Source organism: Allobosea sp. WAO (genome assembly GCF_001509835.1).
GTDB lineage: Bacteria > Pseudomonadota > Alphaproteobacteria > Rhizobiales > Beijerinckiaceae > Allobosea.
The window spans coordinates 351,604-370,472 of sequence record NZ_JXTJ01000008.1 but is presented as its reverse complement, the minus strand read 5'-3'; the positions used below and the strand labels follow the sequence as shown (position 1 = coordinate 370,472).

Genomic DNA, 18,869 nt, shown 5'->3' with positions numbered 1-18,869 from the left:
TGGGCAGGTGACTAGGTTCTTCGCGAGCTGATGAAGCAAACGAGGGGCGAATGCCTTCCATCGAGACGAAACTCCTTATCTCGCCATTCCTTCTCGCGATGGGCCTTATGGGCCCGGCGACGGCGCTCGCTCAATCGGCAGCCAAGCCCGCGCCCCTGACGATCCTGGATCAAGGCAGCTTCGCTGTCGGCGGCACGGTGGTGAGAACCCCTGGAACCTTCACGAACGACGAACCCACGGCCGAAGGGCAAAGCCTGCATGGCGACCATCTCTATGCCTTCTATCAGGTTCCGCAGAATCCCAAGGCGCTGCCGATCGTCATGCTGCACGGCGCCTTCCAGTCGGCGCGAAGCTGGGAGACAACCTCGGATGGGCGCGAGGGCTTCCAGACCCTGTTCCTGCGCCGCGGTTTCCCAGTTTATCTCGTCGACCAACCGCGTCGCGGGCGTGCCGGCAACAGCACGGTTGGGACGACGATCGAACCCACCCCCTATGACCAGCTCTTATTCGATCAGTTCCGGCTCGGGAAATGGCCGAACCTCTTCGACAACGTCCAGTTCGACCGCAAGCCCGAGACGCTGGACCAGTTCTTCCGCTCGGTCACGCCAAATACCGGCCCCTACGACGCCGGCGTCATTTCCAACGCGATGGCGGCGCTGTTCGCCAAGACCGGTCCGGCGATCCTGTTCACCCATTCCCAAGGCGGCGGTCCGGGCTGGCTGACCGCGATCAAGAGCGCCACCGTCAAAGGCATCGTCGCTTTCGAGCCGGGCAGCGGCTTCATCTTCCCGGAGGGCGAACTGCCCCCGGCCATGCCGAACGCTGCCGGGACCTTGTCGCCCGAGGCGGTCCCGCTGGCGGATTTCCAAAAACTCACCCGCATCCCGATCGTCATCTACTACGGCGACAATTTTCCGGTCGAGCCAACGACGGAGCGCGGGCAGGACAATTGGCGGGTGCGGCTCGCCATGGCGAAGCTCTGGGTCGCTGTCGTCAACAGGCATGGCGGTGATGCGCGCCTCGTGCACCTCCCCGAGATCGGCATCCGCGGCAACACGCACTTCCCCTTCTCCGATCTGAACAACCTCGAGATCGCCGATCAGGTCTCGAAGTTCCTGGCCGAGAAGAAGCTCGACTGACGCCGGCGGCGCCGCGCGCCCGGCGTCCACAGCACCTAATTCGAAAGGAAGACCATGATGAACCGTCGAACGGTCCTGACAACGGCCGTTGCCGCCGCGGCCGCTGGCTTTGCGACCGGCGAAGCCAGCGCCGATGACAAGAAGAACCCCTTTGGCCTCGTCTATCGGGATGCGATCACGAGCAACGAGCCAGGCAAGGTCGATATCCTTCCCGTGAACTACAAGCTGGGTGGTCTGGACATCGTCGCCAACGTCTACACCCCGGCCGGATACAGCACCGACAAGACCTATCCGGCGATCGTCGTCGCTCATCCGAATGGCGGCGTGAAAGAGCAGGTCGCGGGCCTCTATGCGCAGCGGCTAGCGGGCGAGGGGTACATCGCAATCACAGCGGACGCCGCCTATCAGGGTGGCAGCGGCGGCCAGCCCCGCAGCGTGGACAAGCCTCAAAACCGGATCGAGGACATCCACGGCATGGCGGACTTCATCACCCGCTATCCGGGTGTCGATGTCGCGTGCATCGGGCTGCTCGGCATCTGCGGCGGCGGAGGCTACGCGCTGTCGGCAGCCAAGGCCGACAAGCGGTTCAAGTCGATCGCAACGCTCAGCATGTTCAATTCCGGGCGTGTTCGCCGTAACGGCTTCGCGGATTCGCAACTGAACACCGTCCAGGATCGCCTGCGGCAAGTCTCCCAGGCGCGCGCGCAAGAAGTCGCCGGTGGTGAGATACTCTATTCGGGCGACGCCAACCTGACCGACGAGCAGATCGCGAAGCTGCCCTTCGAGATGTACCGGCAGGGGTATGCGTATTACTGGCAGACCCACGCCCATCCGAACGCGACGTTCAAGTACACGACCAACAGCTTGCTGGACCTGATGCGCTGGGATGCCACGGATCAGATCGATCTGATCGACCAGCCCCTGCTCATGATCGCCGGCAGCAAGGCCGACAGCCTCTACATGACCAAGGACGCCTTCGCGAAGGCGACCGGCACCAAGGACAAGGAGCTGTTCGAGATCGAGGGCGCGACGCATATCGAGACCTACTGGGTGCCGAAATACGTCGATGCGGCCATGGGCAAGCTGACCCCGTTCTTCGCCCGGACGCTCCCGTCCGGCCGAACCTGAACACCCTTCCAACCCGAACGAGGTCTGTCATGCGAACCATCCGCAACGCGTCGGTCGCCGCCCTGCTCCTCAGCGCGGCGCCATTCGAGGGCTCAGCCCAAGCGCAAAACCAGTCTCAGCCGGCGACGGCGAAGCCGCCGTCCCGTGCGCAGCAACTCATGGGCGACGTCGCCCCGAAGATGGCCGAACTCACCGACAATGTGCTGTTCGGCGACATCTGGGAACGGCCAGGGCTGGCCAAGCGCGACCGCAGCCTGATCACGGTTGCCGCCCTGATCGCGCTGAACCGGCCAGAGCAGCTTCGCTCGCACATGGCGCTGGCGCGCACGAATGGCGTGAAGGAAGAAGAGATCGTCGAGGCGATCACGCAGCTCGCCTTTTACGCCGGCTGGCCGAACGCCATCGCGGCGATCGGTGTCGCCCGCGACGTGTTCAAGCAGAAATGAGCCCTGACATGCTCGCTCCTGCTCTGATCTTCGCGGCTATGGCGCTGCCTTTCGCTGCGCTTGCTCAAAGCGACCGGGTCGTCGTCCAACGCGCCGGCGCGCAGAAGCCCGCGGCGGGCCCGGCGCAGAACTTCCCCGGCAAGGTCGAGGTCACGGGCCGTTTCCAAGGCACGTCACCGGCCCGCATCGGTGGTGGCACGGTCAGTTTCGAGGCGGGCGCCCGGACCGCCTGGCACACCCACCCGCTCGGCCAGACGCTGATCGTCACCGAGGGTGTCGGCCGGGTGCAGCATTGGGGCGGAGAAATCCAGGAGATCCGGCCCGGGGACGTCGTCTGGATTCCGCCGGGCGTGAAGCACTGGCATGGCGCCACGCCGGCTTCCGGCATGATCCATATCGCCATCTCCGAGTCCCAGGACGGAAAGACCGTCGACTGGCTGGAGCATGTTTCCGACCAGCAATACGGCCGCTGAGAATCCCCCATGAAATTCGCTACACAAGCAGCTCTTGCGGCTGCTGCGATGAGCGTCGTTCTCGCTGCCGGCTGGCAGGTCCATGCCGAAGCCACCCGCGCGACGCTCCCGGATCTCGACAAGCTCGTCCACTACACCACAGTGCGGCGCGGCAACGTCACCGAGCACATCATGACGACGCCGCAGGCGCTGGAGGCGGTCAAGAACCGCCAGCCCATCCCGTCGGGCACGCATTTCGTCCTGGTCGACTACCGGGATGGCAAGCTGTTCCGCTACTTCGTCATGGAGAAGGGTGAGGGCTGGGGCGCCGACTACGACGAGCGCCGCCGGACTGGCGACTGGCAGTACCAGTGGTTCTGGCCGGACGGAAAGATCAACACCGCTGAGAATACGGCGCGCTGCGCGAGCTGCCACAGCAGCCAGGCCAGCAGCGACTATCTCTACACCGCCTACCGGATCCCGCGCTTCAACGGCGAACCGGTCGAATAGGCCTTACGATGAGCCGGTTCTTCGCCCTTCGTCTCTGGCTGGACGGTCTCGCGGCCGTCCTTCTCGTGTTCGGCCTGTCCTATTGGTGGCTCGGCAATGTCGCGCACGAGCTCGCGGGCACGCTGATGTTCTTGCTGCTGATCGCGCACAACGTCTTCAATCGTCGCTGGTACGGCAATCTTCCGAAGACACGGCGCGAACCCCGCAGCCTCTTCAATATCCTCGTCACCGGCGGGCTCCTGCTTGCCATGCTGGCGCTGCTGGCGACCAGCATCCTGATCTCGAATGCGCTCGCTTCCTTCCTGCCGCCCTGGGGCGGGTTCACCGTGCGACAGATCCATACCGTCGCGGCCTACTGGGTTCTGGTGATCGTGGCGGTGCATCTCGGCCTGCGCTGGCCGATACTCATGGGTCTTGCGAGAGTTTCCTTCGGCATTCGCGGGACCAGTCCGATCCGGACCTTGATCCTGCGCGCGGTCACGGGCGCGGTGGCGGTCCACGGCGTCTGGAGCTGCCTCGATTTGGGCCTCGGCATGAAGCTGACGATGCAGATGAGCCTGGACTGGTGGAACTTCGAAGAGTCGGTCGCGGGCTTCTTCATTCATGTCGGCGCCATCGCGGGGCTGGTCATGTCGGGGACGTACTACACGATGAAGCTGATCGACTTCGCCCGCCCTGGCCGCCGCCCAAGCCGCGACGCCCAGCCAGTTCCGACGACCGTATCACCATGACCACGCGTCTATCCCGGCGCGAGTGGCTCGCCGCGGCAGCGCTATGCTCGGCTTCGACGCAGGCATCGTCCCAGACGGCTGCGCAGCGCTCCGGTTCAGGGGCGCATCAGCCACTGACAACCGACAGCACCCTGGGGCAGTTGGTCTCTCACCCGGCATTTATCGGCTTCGGCCGGCGAATCCTGCCCTGGGCCGATCGCGTATTCGACGAGAACGCCAGGCTTTCCACGATCGGCAGCCTGCTGCCCTACCATACCCAGGTCGATATTCCCTCGATCGTTGGCGCGCTCAACCGGCTGATCGAGGACGCAGGTCGTGGCCGGCGGATCTTCTACGAGCTCTATGACGACGAGGAGCGACGCGCCGACCCCGGCAAGTCACATGCGGGGCTTTTCTTCCTGCGCGGCAAGCCCGGCGCACCGTTCGCGATCATCGCCCCGGGAGGCGGCTTCGCCTATGTCGGCTCCGTCCATGAAGGCTTTCCCTATGCCGCCGAAATCAGCCGGGCCGGGTTGAACGCCTTCGTCCTGAAATACCGGGTCGGACTGAGCGGCGAGATTGCCACCCGCGACCTCGCGGCCGCGATCGGCCTCGTGTTTCGCAACGCCGCCGAATTCGAGGTCGAAACCCGCGGATACTCGCTCTGGGGCAGCTCGGCCGGCGCGCGCATGGCGGCGTTCATCGGCAGCCACGGTGCGGCCCGCTTCGGCGGACCCGACGTGCCCCGGCCGGCGGCCGTCATCATGGCCTATACGGCCCATGCAGACGTCGGGACCGCCGAGCCGCCCACCCTCGCCGTGGTCGGCGCGGGCGATGGTATTGCGCCGCCGGTGTCGATGGAGCGGCGCATCGCCGTTCTCCGTAGCATGGGCGCCGAGACCGATTACAGGATTTACCCGGCTGTCGCGCATGGCTTCGGTCCGGGCATCGGCACCAGCGCGGAGGGCTGGATCGGAGAGGCTATTCGGTTCTGGCAGCGTCAACCTCGGTAGCGCAGGACATCGACCAGCAGGGAGAGAGCCGAGGAGGAATGCCGCCGGCTTGGATAGTAAAGGTGATAGCCAGGAAACGGCGGGCACCAGTCCTCAAGCACGCGTATGAGCTTTCCCGTGCGAATATGCGGGACCGCTTGGTCTTCCGGCAGGTAGGCTAGGCCGAGGCCATCGAGCGCCGAACTCAGGCGGAGCGCGAGGCTGTTGAACACGAGCTGCCCCTCGCCACGCACCTTGACCTCGCGCCCGTCCTTTTCGAGGCCCCAGGGAAACAGGCCGCCATAGGTGGGCAGACGAGACGCGATGCAGTTGTGGGAGGTCAGGTCCTGTGGCGTTTCCGGAATTCCGTAGCGCGTGAAATAGGCTGGCGATCCGACCACGGCCATACGCATCTCGGGCGCGATCCGCACGGCGATCATGTCCTTTGCGACCTGCTCGCCCAAGCGTACCCCCGCATCATACCCAGCAGCCACGATGTCTACGAGGCCATAGTCGACGATGATCTCGACCTTGATGTCGGGATGATCCAGTAAGAAGCCCTTCAGGGCGGGTTGCAGGGCCGAGATCGCGGCATGTTCTCCGGCCGTGATGCGGATCGTCCCGGCCGGCTTGCCCCGCAACTCGCCAAGTGCCGCGATCTCCGCCTCGATCTCGTCGAAGCGCGGCGCGATGGTTTCGAGAAGCCGCAAACCGGCTTCGGTGGGGGCGACGCTTCGGGTCGTGCGCGTCAGAAGCCTGAGCTTGAGGCGCTCCTCGAGAGCCTTGATGGTCTGGCTGAGCGCGGACTGCGAAACGCCCAGCTTGGCACCGGCCTTGGTGAAGCTGCGCTCCTTCGCAACCATGGCGAAGGTGGCGAGGTCGTTGAAGTTTGGCTGCGCCATTAATTAGAGAACCTTATGAGATTGCTCGAATTATAGCTCCTTGCTGTCGTGGCGGGTACCGGCTGGCCACAACACATCGCCTTGCGCCTGTTGAAGCCGCAGCCGACCGGCTTCGATTTCGGCGGCGCGGCCCATCGCCAAATTGAACGGCCCGAGACAGGTCGCGAAGAGCGATCCTGAAACGCAGTGCGGACTCGCCGCCAATGTCTGGCACGAGGCGGGAGCGGAAGTCAGGCCCGCCTACTCGCAACGTCTGCTCCTGGGCAATGCGCCAAGGTCTGCTCATGGCGCTCTGCGTTCGCACCTGTGCGTGAGCCATCTCAAGGTATGGCCTCAAGAGCGTGGGCCGGCCACCAGCGCAAAAAATCCGTGAGTGGCTGCTTTGACCTTGCGGTATCAGCATTTTGAGAACGCTGGTCGTTCCTTGTCGTGAACAGCGAGGCGCTCGACGATCGTCGCGGTGGCCTGGTTCATCCCCACGACCTCCACGGGGATACCATTGGCCCGGTAGCGGCCGACGATCTTGTCGAGCGCGGCGACCGCCGTGACGTCCCAGAAGTGTGCCTGCGAAACGTCAACACGCACGCCGGCCTCGCCCGCCGCATCGAGGTCAAAAGCTTCGCTGAAGGCGTCAGCCGAGGCGAAGAAGACTTGGCCCGTGACGCGATAGGTCAGCGGGCCGGCCGCGGCATCACCCTCGGGGGCGACATGCATCAGCCGCGCGACCTTCACTGTGAAGAAGACACCGCTGAGCAGCACGCCGACGAGAACGCCGAGCGCGAGATTGTGGCTCGCCACCGTGACCGCCACCGTTGCCAGCATCACCGTGCTCGACAGTCGCGGATGCGCGACGACGGCCCTGAGCGAGGACCAGTTGAAGGTGTCGACCGAGACCATCACCATAATCGCAACCAGCACGACCACCGGCACCTGCGAGACCCAAGGCTTCAGCGCGACCATGAGGACCAGCAGGAAGGCGCAGGAGAACAGCGTCGAGAGCCGGCCCCGCCCGCCATACTTCACGTTACTGACGGTCTGACCGATCATGCCGCAGCCGGCGATGCCGCCGAACAGGCTCGACGCCATGTTGGCGAGGCCCAAGCCCGTGCACTCGCGGTCCCTGGAACTCGGCGTCTTTGTCAGGTCGTCGACCACCGTGGCGGTCATCAGCGATTCGAGCAAGCCGACCATGGCGATGGCAACGGCCGGGCCGACGATGATCCGCAGCGTCTCCCAGCTGACCGGCACGGTCGGCCAGGCGAATACTGGCAGCGCCTCGGGCAGGCGGCCGAGATCGGCCACGGTTCTCACCGGCAGCTGGAGCAGGCTCGCGGCGGCCGTGAGCAGGACGATGGCGATCAGCGGCGATGGGATGGCGGTTGTCAGCCGCGGCACGCCGTAGATCAGCGCCAGCGCGACGGCGAAGAGCGCATAGGTGTGCCAGCCCTCGCCGAGGAGATGCGGCATCTGCGCAGCGAAGATCAGGATCGCCAGCGCGTTGACGAAGCCGGTGCGGACCGATTGCGAGACGAAGCGCATCAGTACGCCAAGTCGAAGCAGCCCGAAGACGATCTGGAGCGCGCCGGCAAGCAGGCCGGCGGCAAAAAGATAGGACAGGCCGTGCGAGGCGACGAGCGGTGCCGCCACCAGAGCGACCGAGCCGGCAGCTGCCGAAACCATGGCCGGACGCCCGCCAGCGAAGGCGATCACGATGCCGATAACGAAGGAGCCGTAGAGCCCGACCTGCGGGTCGACGCCGGCGGCAAAGGAAAAGGCGATGACCTCGGGGATAAGAGCGAAAGTGGCGACGGCTCCGGCAAGAAGTTCGCGCGGCGGATTGGTCAGCCATTCGCGCCGAAGGGTGGTTATGAGCATGGTGATCTCGCAAGGCATCGCCATCGGTCCACCTGGCGGTGCGACCTGACAATTGACGTTGGACAGCCTGTTGCGTTGTCCGGCGGATCGGCGGCCGGAAGAGCCACCCGGAGTTACACCGGGTCCGAGGTTTGTGGGGACCGTTATAGCCACCCGATCACGAGGGACAACGGGCAATCCGCCGATAACCGCTGGACCTGAGAACTGACCCATGACGCGTTCGCTTCGGGCCGGTTCCAGTCGTGAGGCGGCCGCAGGGCGAAGGTCCGCTCCCGAGGAATGAGCCAGAGTCTGCTAGTGGCGCAATTCGGCAAGGCGTTGGACGGGTGTGCGTGACGCAATTCGATTGACGCGGCATTCAAGCCGACCGAACGGGAAGCTGCTGAGAGGACCGTCGGACCACGAGCTCGACGGGCAGGACCCTCTCGCTGTCGACTGCTTGATGTCCGATCATGGCCATCAGGGTCTGCGCTGCGAGGTTGCCGATCTGGCCCGTGGGAACGTGTACGGTCGTTAGCCCCGGCGAGACGTGCGCCGACATGTCCAACCCGTCGATCCCCACCACGCTCAGGTCTTGGGGTACCGCCATGCCGCGTGCATGCGCTTCTTCGAGGCAGCCGATGGCGAACACATCGATGCCTCCTATCAGCGCGGTGGGCGGGGCATCCAGATCCAGGAGCATCGCGCAGCCGGCTCTCCCGCCGGCAAGAGTAAGCGCCTGCTCGACGACCAAGGAATCGGGCAGCGACAGCCCAGCCGCGACCAGCGCCTGTCGTGCACCATCGAGACGCGCCCTCTGGCGATCGTTGAATCGGAGTTGCCCGACGATCACGCCGATACGGCGATGTCCGAGTCCGATGAGATGCTCGGCCGCCAGGCGCCCCGCGCGGGCATTATCGATGGTGACGGCCGTGAAATGTCCGTCACCGCACCATGTCAGCACGACCGGAAGACCAGACGCTCTCAGCAAGGCGGTGGTTTCCGGGGCCCGTTCCGCGCCGACCAGCATCAGTCCGTCGACGCCGCGCCCGAGCAGGGCCCGGACCGCCTGCGTCTCGGCCGCTGGGTTGGCCTCGTGCGAGGCGACCAGCAGCAGATAACCGGACTGCGCCAATGTGGCCTGCATCGCCTGGAGCGCGCGGGCGAAGATGGCGCTGTCCAGTGTGGGCACAATTGCGCCGATCGTCATCGAGCGGCCCGAGGCAAGCGCACGCGCCGCGCCATCCGGCAGATAGCCGAGGCGTTGCGCACTGGCCATGACCTTGGCCAGCGTCTCGGGCGACACCAGCTCCGGCTGCGCGATCGCGCGCGACACGGTTGCAGGCGACACGCCGGCATCGCGCGCGACATCGCTCAACTTGATGCGGCGACCATCCATCGGCCTTCCCTGATGAAAGTTCTTTCATGACCGTAGCGCCAAAGCCAAGCCAGGTACAAGCGCTCGAACCGAATATATTCATCTATTAGCGCATGTTGACATGCGGATTGCGATCTGGAAAGTTAACTGAAAGCGCTTTCATAGAAAGGCGCACGAGGAGCGCGATGATAGGACGGCGAGGATGGGTCAGTCTGACCTCGGTAGCGGCGACGCTGCTGCTGTGGTTTGTCTTGACGACGGCGACGGGCCTGGTTTCGCCCGGCCGCTTTCCCTCGCCCACCGAATTCTGGCAGTCGCTCAACCAGATCGCGACGCGCGGCTATGCTGGCGCCGAGCTTGCGAACCATGCCTTCCACAGCGTCCGGCTCGTCGTCCTCGGCTTCCTCGTAGCGATCGCCACCGGCGTGCCGCTTGGATTGTGGATGGGCTGGAGCCGGCGGGCCGAGGCGGCAATCAACCCGATCTTCCTGATCATCCGCCCGATCCCGCCGCTGGCCTGGATCCCGCTCGCGATCCTCTGGCTCGGCCTCGGCGACGCCGCCAAGATCATGGTGATCTGGTTCGCGGCCTTCGTCCCCGCGGTCATCAATGCCTTTGCCGGCGTCCGCAACATCGACCGGCCGATCATCGAGGCAGCGCGCATGCTCGGCACACCGCGCTGGCGGCTGGTCAGCGAGGTCATCGCACCGGCGGCGTCGCCGATGATCTTCACCGGCCTTCGCCTATCGCTGCAGGCGGCCTGGACGACGCTGGTCGCCGCCGAGCTGGTCGGGGCGCTGGTCGGCATCGGCTTCGTCCTCAACATGGCGCAGCAGGACATCTACCCCGGCATGATCCTCGCCGGGATGGTCACCGTCGGCATCCTTGGCTGGGCGACGACGCTACTTCTCGGCCTCGCCGAGCGCCGCGCGCTCGCCTGGAACGTGGCGGGGAGAGACTGAGGCCATGAGCCACGCACCACTGCGATTGGGCGAGAAGCTGGCATGGGGGCTGCTCGGGCTCGCCGGCTTCATCGGTCTGTGGACCCTGCTCTCGGTCTCCGGGATCGTGCCCCGGCAGTTCCTGCCTTCGCCACTCGACGTGCTGATGCGGACCCTCCAGCTCAGCTCGACACCCTTCGCCGGTGCGACGCTGCCGCAGCACCTTGCCTCCAGCCTGCAGCGCTACGCCTTGGGCGTGCTGCTCGCCGCCGGCATCGGCGTGCCGCTCGGCCTGCTGATGGGCTGGTTCCGCCTGCTTGACGACATCGTCACGCCCCTCTTCGACGGCCTGCGCTTCATCGCCCCGATCGCCTGGGTACCTTTCGCCGCGCTCTGGTTCGGCACGGGCATCGGCGGGCCCGTCCTGATCATCTTCGCCGGCGCCTTCCCGCCCTGCCTGATCAACGCCTATCGCGGCGCCCGCTTCGTCGAGCCGCGCCTGATCGAGGCGGCGCGCATGCTCGGCACCGGCCATCTGCGGATGATCCTGGAGATCCTGCTGCCGGCGGCCACGCCCTCGATCGTGGCTGGCCTGCGCGTCTCGGCCGGCCTCGGCTGGCAGTCGCTGGTCGGCGCGGAGCTGATCGTCGCAGCCGCCGGCGTCGGATTCATGATGGTTCAGGCGCAGGCCAATGTCGCGACGCCGACAGTGATGGCCGGCATGGCCGCGATCGGCATCGTCGGCATGCTGATCGACATCCTGCTGCGGCAGGGCGAGGCGTGGTTGCGTCGCCGCCGCGGCCTCGAGGCTTGAAGGGCTAGACGATGGGATCGATCCGTTTCGACAAGGTCGACAAGGTCTTCGGGCCGCGCGGTTCCGGCGTGAAGGCACTGGACGACATCAATCTGGAGATCGGCGAGAAGGAGTTCGTCGCGATCGTCGGGCCGTCCGGCTGCGGCAAGACGACCTGCCTCAGAATGGTCGCGGGCTTCGAGCCGCCGAGCGCCGGCATCGTCAGTGTCAACGGCAAGGCGGTCACCAAGCCGGGTCCGGATCGTGCGGTGGTGTTCCAGCAGTTCGCGCTGTTTCCCTGGAAGACGGTGCGCCAGAATATCGAGCTCGGCCTGCGCAACAAGGAGCTGCCGAAAGCGGAACGCGACGAGCTCGTCGCCGGCGCTCTGAAGCTGATGAACCTCGAGAGCCATGCCGACGCCTTCCCGCATCAACTCTCCGGCGGCATGCAGCAGCGCGTCGCCATCGCCCGCGCCTATGTGCTCGATCCCGAAGTGCTGCTGATGGACGAGCCGTTCGGCGCGCTCGACGCTCAGACCCGCGTCGTCATGCAGGAGGAGCTGGTACGACTCGCCCGCGTCAATCCGCGCACCGTGCTGTTCATCACTCACGCGGTCGAGGAGGCGGTCTATCTCGCCGACCGGGTCGCGATCATGACGCGGCGCCCGGGCCGCATCAAGGAAGTGCTCGATATCCGCTCGATCCGCGAGGCCGAGAACTGGGACCGGCTGCAGAAGATCGAGGACGTGATGGACCTCGAATCCTTCGTCCATCTGCGCACCCAGATCTGGAAATCGCTGCGCGAGGAGAAGGGTCCCCATGGCGGCTGATCTCGCCTCGCTGCCGCGCCTGCAGCGCGACCTGACCGAGCCGGAGCCGATACCGGAGGCCGGCATAGCGCGGGCCTGCGAACTGATGCGCTCGGGCCGGCTGTTCCGCTATGGCGAAATGGGCGCCGACCAGAACGACGTCGCGGTACTGGAGCAGGAATTCGCTGCCCTCGTTGCTCGACGTTACTGCGTGGCAGTCAATTCCGGCGGCGCGGCGCTGTGCCTGGCGCTGAAGGTGCTGGATGTGCAGCCCGGTGACCCGGTACTGGTCAACGGCTTCACGCTCGCGCCTGTCCCTGGCGCCATCCTCCATGCGGGGGCCAGGCCCGTTCTGGTTGAGATCGGCGCAGACTACGTCATCGATTGCGACGATTTGAGGCGCAGGGCACGCGCTTCGGGCGCGCGCATCCTGCTGTTGTCCCATATGCGCGGCCATATCGCCGACATGGATGCGGTGATGGGCACCTGCGACGAACTCGGGCTGGTGCTCGTAGAGGATTGCGCGCATGCCCTATGCGCCAAGTGGGGCGGCCGGGCAATCGGAACCTTTGGCGAGGCGGCGGCCTTCAGCGCCCAGACCTACAAGCATCTGAACGCCGGAGAAGGCGGCTTTCTCGCCCTCGACAACGCCGACCGCGCCGCACGCGCCATCCTTCATTCGGGCAGCTACATGCTGCACGGACAGCATCTCAGTGCGCCGGGGCCCGACGTGATCGCCGGCTGGGAAGAAAGGACGCCGAACTTCAGCATGCGCATGACGGCGCTCGCCGCCGCCCTTCTGCGGCCGCAACTGCGCGACCTGCCGCGCCGGGTCGCACGCTGGAACGCGATTCATGACCGGATCGCCAGCGCCATCGCACGCTCACAGCATGTTCGCCTGCCGCCGCGTTCGCCGAGGCAGCGATACTCCGCGACATCCGTCCAGTTCTCGCTGCTCGGCTTCACGGATGGCGAGATTGCCGCAATGCTCGATCGCTGCGCCGCCCGCGGTCTGCCGATCAAATGGTTCGGCGCCGGCCGGCAGCGTGGCTTCACCAGCGCACCGCGCCATTGGCGCTATGCCGGCGACCAGGGGGCGATGCAGCAGACACACGCAATTCTGGCCGGACTTTGCGATATCCGCACGCCCCTGTCGTTGACCGACGAGGATTGCGACCTAGTCGCCGAGATCCTGCGCGAGGCCATCGAGACCATCGTCTCCACACGAGCGGAGGCAGGGGAAACCGGGCGAGCCAGGACGGGCTGAGACCGGGCCAACGACAACAGGGAGGAACGAAGATGAGACGCATCATTGCCGGACTGGCCGTCGCCGCCACATTCGCTTGCGCGGCGATTTCGCCCACGCAAGCCCAGACCGCGATCGGGGTCAGCTACCAGCCTTCGCTCTACTGGGCGCTGCCCTTCCACTACGCCACGGTGAAAGGCTGGTGGAAGGAGGTCGGCCTCACCCCCAATTTCTCGACCTTCCCGGCCGGTGCGCCGCAGATCGCGGCGGCGGCTGCCAAGTCATGGGATGTCGGCGGTACCGGCTCGGTGCCAGCCGTGCTCGGCGCTGTCCGCTTCAACATCCTGACGATCGGCCTGACCAATGACGAGTCGAAGACCAACGCCATGATGGTTCGCGGCGACAAGTTCGACGCGATCAAGGCCGACCCGAAATCGCTGAAGGGCCAGAAGCTGCTGCTGACGACGAATTCGACCGTCGACTACTCCGCCCGCAAATGCCTGACCAAGTTCGGCCTGGCGCATGGCGACATGCAGTTCGTCAATCTAGGCCAAGCCCAGATCATCACCGCTATCACCTCCAACAATGGCGACGTCGCCGGCGTCTGGGCGCCCAACACCTACACGCTGGAAGACCGCGCCAACGCCAAATATCTCTGCTCCGGCGCCGATGCGAACGCAATCGTGCCGGGCGCGCTGATCGTGCGGGCCGAGTTCGCCAAGGAACGGCCGGACGATGTCGCGAAGTTCCTCGCAGTCTTCCTGCGCGGCTGGTCCTGGGCCAAGGCCAACCCGGCCGAGGCGCGCGCGCTCGCGCTGGATTTCTACAAGCATGGCGGTCTCGAGGTCACGGCCCGCGCCATGGACCAAGAATTCGCGCTGCGTCCGACCTTCGGGCTCGACGAGCAGCTGAAGCTGATGGCACGCGGCGCGGCGGCCTCGACCGTCGACGGCTGGTTCAGCGAGATCGGCAAGTTCATCACCGAGGTCGGCACGATCCCGTCGAACCCGGACACCAAGAACTATCTCACCGACGACTTCCTGAAGCGTGTCGCGGCGGACCCGAAGCTCAAGGCCTTCGCCACCGAATTCGACAAGAAGTGACCTGAGATTAGACCAAGCATGGCGATGGCGGCGCCCTCCGGGCCGCCATCGCGTTCCCCACCTTTTTTGACCGAAGCGGACAGCGCCATGGCGATCACGCATCTGAAAACAGCCACCAAGACGCCCGAGACGGAAACCGACACCGCCCGCGCGGTCGTCACCGAGATGCTGGCTGCGATCGAGAACGGGGGCGAGCAGGCCGTGCGCGACTATGCGGCCAGGCTCGACAAATGGGACGGGCCGATCGTCCTGGACCAGGCGGCGATCGCCGAGCGCATCCAGGACATTCCGCAGAACGTGAAGGACGACATCTCCTTCGCTGCCGGGCAGGTCCGGCGCTTCGCCGAGGCCCAGCGCGCCTCCTGCCGGGATTTCTCGCTGGAGATGTCGCCGGGGCTGCATCTCGGGCAGAAGCTCGTGCCTGTGAACACGGCCGGCTGCTACGTCCCGACCGGCCGCTACGCCCATATCGCCTCGGCCTACATGTCGGTCGCTACTGCCAAGGCAGCGGGCGTCAAGACCGTCGTTGCCTGCTCGGCGCCCTATCGCGGTCAGGGCATCCATCCCCATGTCCTCTACGCGATGACGGTGGCGGGCGCCGACATCATCATGTGCCTCGGTGGCGTGCAGGCGATCGCCGCCATGACGTTCGGCCTGTTCACCGGCCGCCCGGCCGACATCATCGTCGGTCCCGGCAACAAGTTCGTCGCAGAAGCCAAGCGCATGCTCTTCGGCAAGGTTGGTATCGACGTGTTCGCCGGCCCCTCCGAGGTCGCGGTCCTCGCCGATGACAGCGCCGACCCGCTGATCGTCGCGACCGATCTCGTCGGGCAGGCCGAGCACGGCCATGAGAGCCCCGCCTGGCTGATTACAAGTTCTCGGCGGGTCGCGGAGGAGGTGGCGAAGCTCATGCCGGAGTTGATCGCGGCGCTGCCGCCGACCGCCCGCGACGCGGCCGGCGCGGCCTGGCGCGACTATGGCGAGATCGTACTCTGCGACACACGCGAGGAGATGGTCGCGGTCTCGGACCGCTATGCCAGCGAGCATCTCGAAGTGCATTGCGCCGATCTCGACTGGTGGCATGCACGGCTGACCAATTACGGCTCGCTGTTCCTCGGCGAGGAAACCAATGTCGCCTTCGGCGACAAGGTCTCCGGTCCCAACCACATCCTCCCCACCAAGTTCGCCGCCCGCTATTCGGCCGGGCTCTCGGTCCATAAGTTCTTGAAGCCTCTGACTTGGCAGCGCATGGACCGCGCCGCCTGCCAGCGCATCGCCCCGGCCTCGGCGCGGATCTCGCGGCTGGAAGGCATGGAGGCCCATGCTCGCACCAGCGATGCGCGGATGGCGAAGTACGCCCCTGGCTCGAATGTCGATCTCGGCCAGCCGGTGGAGGCGTGAGCGTGTTCCGTCTCGCGGCACTGTTCGACCTCTCCGGGCGCACCGCCTTGGTCACCGGTGGCAATAGCGGCATCGGTCTCGCCATGGCGCGGGCCCTCGGCCTCGCCGGCGCGCAGCTCGTCCTCGTCGCGCGGCGCGAGGAGGAACTGCGCAAGGCCGCGGATGGACTCGGCACGGAAGGGATCGCCGCGAAGATCGTCGTCGCCGATCTGGCTTCGCCGAACGCAGGCACCGTGCTGGCGAACGCCTGCGAAGGTATCGGACGCGAGATCGATATCCTGGTCAACGCAGCCGGGCTGAACCTGCGCCAGCCCTTCGGCGAGGTCACAGCCGCAGCCTTCGACCTGCACATGGCGGTGCATCTGCGCGCGCCCTTCCTGCTGACGCAGGCCTTCGCTCCGGCCATGGCGCGGCGCGGCCATGGCCGGGTCATCAACATCGCCTCGCTGCAGAGCTACCGGGCCTTTCCCGACAGCGCGCCCTATGGCGCCGCCAAGGGCGGCGTCGTGCAACTGACGCGGGCGATCGCGCAGGAATGGTCCAGCCGAGGCGTGACCTGCAATGCGATCGCGCCTGGCTTCTTTCCGACGCCGCTGACGCAGGCGGTGTTCGATGACGCCGAACGGGCGGCCCGCAATGCCGCGCAAACCGCGATCGGCCGCAATGGCGAGCTCGACGACCTTGCGGGAGCGACGGTCTTCCTCGCTGCGCCGGCCTCGGCCTATGTCACCGGCCAGACGCTCGCCGTCGATGGCGGCTTTACCGCGAAATGAGGAGGCGGGCCCGATGAAGGCTCTCGTCTATACCGGCCCCAACAGCCTCGTCTTCCGCGACGAGCCGGACCCCGTGCCGCAGGCCGACGAGGTCCTGGTCAGGGTTGAGGCTGTCGGCATCTGCGGCTCCGACATGCATGCCTATCACGGTTTCGACGCGCGTCGGCCGCCGCCGTTGATCCTCGGACACGAAGCGGCGGGGCGGATCGCGACAGGGCCACGTGCCGGCGAACGCGTGACCATCAACCCGCTCGTCGTCGACCCCAACTGTTCGTATGCGATCGAGGGACGCTGGCATCTCTCGCCGACGCGGCAGATCATCTCGATGCCGCCGCGACCGGGCGCGTTCGCCGAGCTGGTGCGCATCCCGCTGCGCAATCTGACGCCAATCCCCGACACAATGCTGGTCGCCCATGCGGCGCTCGCCGAGCCGGTCGCCGTCGCCTGGCATGCGGTCCGGATCGGAATGCAACGTCTGCATCAGCCGCTAGCCGCCTGCCGTATCGTCGTACTCGGTGGGGGCGCGATCGGCCTGGCGGCCGGGCTCGTCGCCCGCCTGTTTGGTGCGCGCGATTTGCTGCTCGGCGAAACCAATCCACTGCGGCGTCAAACGGTGATGGCGGAAGGGTTCGCCGTCTATCAGCCCGGCCAAGATGAGCCACCTGAAAACACCATCGACCTCGTCATCGACGCAGTCGGCGCCGATGCCACGCGCGCTGCTTCCTGCCGTCTGGTGCGGCCCGGCGGCGTGATCGTCCATGTCGGCCTGCTCCCCGGCCAGGCTGGCCTCGACGTTCGAGCGATCACCCTGCAAGAGATCACGTTTGCCGGTGTCTATTGCTATACGCCCGCCGATTTTGCCCAGACCGTCGAAGCCCTCGCCAAGGGGCGTCTCGGCGATCTCGGCTGGATCGAGCAACGCTCGCTCAGCGAGGGCAGCCAAGCATTTGCCGATATCGATGGCGGTCGTGTCGGTTCAGCAAAAATCGTTCTCACGACTTGAAGCAGGATCTCCAATTTATCGGGAGGCCGGCTTTGTCATCGAAAGCAGGGCCCGGAATGTCCGCTTCCGGGCGATCGCCTAGAGTCTGCAGCTGGCGCCTGCACGCCTCGGATTTGACGCTATGCAGTCCCTAGTCAGCGCGTCCCCGAGCCTCGACCGTCCATAGCGCCACGAGTTCCTTTTCCCGAACCACGTGAAGAACGTCGTGCAGGTTGATGGTCGGGTCGCAGTGCGAAACTGTGCACTCGACAACCGTGCCAATCGGCAATGCGGATTGTCCTCCCAACGGAAGAATGCGGCCGAATTCGTCGCCGCACCATTCGATCCGCCCGACCAGCTCACCGCCGAGGAAGACGCGCGGCGGCGGGCCGTCGAGCGCAAAGCTCTTGCTGCCGCCATCTGTGATGGCGAATCCGAGCGAGCTGTGCCCGATCACGGTGACGGCGATGCGCAGCGCCGGGGCGAACTCCGGCCCGCCGCGGCCATGCATGTCGACGCTGTTGTAGGCCTCGTCCATGAAGACGTAGGAGCCCGCCTGGATCTCGGTCAGCAATTGGTCCTCGCCGTCGAGCAGATGGCTGCCGGTACCGCCGCCCGAGACGATCTCCGGCGCGAGACCGGCCTCGCGCAGAGCGTCCAGCATCGAGGCGAGCAGCCGCCCCATCTCACGGTTGGCGGCGCGGCGCGCGGCGAAATCGTCGATATGCTGGACGCGGCCCTGATAGGCCTGCACGCCGCGATAGCGCAGCCCATCCAAGCGCGATACCAGCCTCGCCAGTTCCACCGCCTCGGCCGGCTTCGCGACGCCGCTGCGTTTCAGCCCGACGTCGAGGTCGACCAGCACGTCGAAGGTCGTGGCGCGACGCTGCGCCGCCTTGGCATAGGCGGTGACGAGATCGGCCCGGTCGACGACGACGCCGATGCGCCCGCCGGCCGCGGCGGCGCACGCCAGCGCGTCGATCTTCATCGAACTGGCGATCGGCGCGCTGAGCAGAAGGTCGCGGACGCCGCCCTCGAACAGCGCCAGCAATTCGCCCGGCTTGGCGCAGCAATTGCCGAGCGCGCCCGCCGCCATCTGCCGGCGGGTGATCTCGGCGCATTTGTGCGACTTTGCATGCGGCCTGAGCTTCAGCCCGGCCTTGCGGCAGCTTTCCGCCATAAGCGCGATATTGTGCTCGAACTGGTCGAGATCGAGCACGGCGGCGGGCGTCTCCAGCCGTGCCCGGCTGCCCGGCAGGCCGACGAGCTTTTGATTCAGCGCGGCGGCGCCGAACAGGGGCGTGCTCATG

19 protein-coding genes and 1 other annotated feature are annotated in these 18,869 nt (G+C 66.1%); of the genes, 15 read left to right on the top strand and 4 right to left on the bottom strand.

Translation table 11 applies throughout. From position 1 onward, the window contains the following. Window positions 1-98: 98 nt before the first annotated feature. Genes DK26_RS16645 through DK26_RS16615 form a run of 7 tightly spaced genes read left to right on the top strand, consistent with a single transcriptional unit; the run spans window position 99 to window position 5,398 of the window. Entirely contained in the window at window positions 99-1,139 is a 1,041-nt protein-coding gene (locus DK26_RS16645; RefSeq protein ID WP_248310020.1) for an alpha/beta fold hydrolase, read from the top strand. Between the two features lie 54 nt (window positions 1,140-1,193). Continuing rightward, window positions 1,194-2,267, top strand: coding sequence for an alpha/beta hydrolase (locus tag DK26_RS16640; RefSeq protein WP_083533275.1), 1,074 nt, complete (start codon window positions 1,194-1,196; stop codon window positions 2,265-2,267). Window positions 2,268-2,296: 29 nt separating this feature from the next. After that, window positions 2,297-2,713, top strand: a complete 417-nt coding sequence (locus DK26_RS16635; RefSeq protein WP_066474774.1) for a carboxymuconolactone decarboxylase family protein — start codon at window positions 2,297-2,299, stop codon at window positions 2,711-2,713. Window positions 2,714-2,721: 8 nt separating this feature from the next. After that, window positions 2,722-3,186, top strand: a complete 465-nt coding sequence (locus tag DK26_RS16630; protein ID WP_066474771.1) for a cupin domain-containing protein — start codon at window positions 2,722-2,724, stop codon at window positions 3,184-3,186. Between the two features lie 9 nt (window positions 3,187-3,195). Continuing rightward, on the top strand, window positions 3,196-3,675 hold the full coding sequence (locus DK26_RS16625; protein WP_066474769.1) for a cytochrome P460 family protein: 480 nt from the start codon (window positions 3,196-3,198) through the stop codon (window positions 3,673-3,675). Window positions 3,676-3,683: 8 nt separating this feature from the next. Beyond that, window positions 3,684-4,406, top strand: a complete 723-nt coding sequence (locus DK26_RS16620; RefSeq protein WP_066474766.1) for a DUF4405 domain-containing protein — start codon at window positions 3,684-3,686, stop codon at window positions 4,404-4,406. Then, entirely contained in the window at window positions 4,403-5,398 is a 996-nt protein-coding gene (locus DK26_RS16615; protein WP_066474764.1) for an alpha/beta hydrolase, read from the top strand. The genes DK26_RS16620 and DK26_RS16615 overlap by 4 nt, the downstream gene beginning before the upstream one ends. Here DK26_RS16615 and DK26_RS16610 read toward each other — a convergent pair. The 3 genes from DK26_RS16610 to DK26_RS16600 all read right to left on the bottom strand — a co-directional run bounded on the left by DK26_RS16610 (window position 5,386) and on the right by DK26_RS16600 (window position 9,532). Continuing rightward, entirely contained in the window at window positions 5,386-6,279 is an 894-nt protein-coding gene (locus DK26_RS16610; protein WP_066474757.1) for a LysR family transcriptional regulator, read from the bottom strand. The two genes, DK26_RS16615 and DK26_RS16610, sit on opposite strands and share 13 nt — an antisense overlap. A 396-nt stretch (window positions 6,280-6,675) precedes the next feature. Beyond that, window positions 6,676-8,154 (bottom strand): SulP family inorganic anion transporter, encoded by a 1,479-nt coding sequence (locus DK26_RS16605; protein ID WP_066475548.1) that lies wholly within the window; start codon window positions 8,152-8,154, stop codon window positions 6,676-6,678. 73 nt (window positions 8,155-8,227) lie between these two features. Further along, window positions 8,228-8,283 (bottom strand) — a sequence feature (sul1 is cis-regulatory element that is thought to sense ions involved in sulfur or methionine metabolism; They are found in Alphaproteobacteria). Between the two features lie 229 nt (window positions 8,284-8,512). Next, window positions 8,513-9,532: a LacI family DNA-binding transcriptional regulator gene (locus DK26_RS16600; RefSeq protein ID WP_066474755.1), complete on the bottom strand. Its 1,020-nt coding sequence runs from the start codon at window positions 9,530-9,532 to the stop codon at window positions 8,513-8,515. Window positions 9,533-9,762: 230 nt separating this feature from the next. Here DK26_RS16600 and DK26_RS16595 point away from each other — a divergent pair, with 230 nt between their 5' ends. The 8 genes from DK26_RS16595 to DK26_RS16560 all read left to right on the top strand — a co-directional run bounded on the left by DK26_RS16595 (window position 9,763) and on the right by DK26_RS16560 (window position 17,580). Next, the gene (locus DK26_RS16595) at window positions 9,763-10,473 is read left to right on the top strand and encodes an ABC transporter permease (RefSeq protein WP_248310000.1); all 711 of its coding nucleotides are present in this window, start codon (window positions 9,763-9,765) and stop codon (window positions 10,471-10,473) included. Between the two features lie 4 nt (window positions 10,474-10,477). Then, a complete protein-coding gene (locus tag DK26_RS16590) occupies window positions 10,478-11,266 on the top strand; it encodes an ABC transporter permease (RefSeq protein WP_066474750.1) in 789 nt (262 codons plus the stop codon). 11 nt (window positions 11,267-11,277) lie between these two features. Further along, on the top strand, window positions 11,278-12,075 hold the full coding sequence (locus DK26_RS16585; protein ID WP_066474748.1) for an ABC transporter ATP-binding protein: 798 nt from the start codon (window positions 11,278-11,280) through the stop codon (window positions 12,073-12,075). 85 nt (window positions 12,076-12,160) lie between these two features. Beyond that, window positions 12,161-13,321: a DegT/DnrJ/EryC1/StrS family aminotransferase gene (locus DK26_RS16580; RefSeq protein WP_248309999.1), complete on the top strand. Its 1,161-nt coding sequence runs from the start codon at window positions 12,161-12,163 to the stop codon at window positions 13,319-13,321. Window positions 13,322-13,353: 32 nt separating this feature from the next. Further along, complete coding sequence (locus DK26_RS16575) at window positions 13,354-14,403, top strand: ABC transporter substrate-binding protein (protein WP_066474744.1); 1,050 nt, start codon at window positions 13,354-13,356, stop codon at window positions 14,401-14,403. An 87-nt stretch (window positions 14,404-14,490) separates the two neighbouring features. Beyond that, window positions 14,491-15,804, top strand: coding sequence for a histidinol dehydrogenase (gene hisD, locus DK26_RS16570; RefSeq protein WP_066474743.1), 1,314 nt, complete (start codon window positions 14,491-14,493; stop codon window positions 15,802-15,804). A 2-nt stretch (window positions 15,805-15,806) separates the two neighbouring features. Next, window positions 15,807-16,577, top strand: coding sequence for an SDR family oxidoreductase (locus DK26_RS16565; protein WP_066474741.1), 771 nt, complete (start codon window positions 15,807-15,809; stop codon window positions 16,575-16,577). Between the two features lie 13 nt (window positions 16,578-16,590). Further along, window positions 16,591-17,580, top strand: coding sequence for an alcohol dehydrogenase catalytic domain-containing protein (locus tag DK26_RS16560; RefSeq protein ID WP_066474739.1), 990 nt, complete (start codon window positions 16,591-16,593; stop codon window positions 17,578-17,580). 130 nt (window positions 17,581-17,710) lie between these two features. Here DK26_RS16560 and DK26_RS16555 read toward each other — a convergent pair whose 3' ends face one another. Next, complete coding sequence (locus DK26_RS16555; protein WP_066474736.1) at window positions 17,711-18,868, bottom strand: DSD1 family PLP-dependent enzyme; 1,158 nt, start codon at window positions 18,866-18,868, stop codon at window positions 17,711-17,713. Between the last annotated feature and the right edge of the window lies 1 nt (window position 18,869).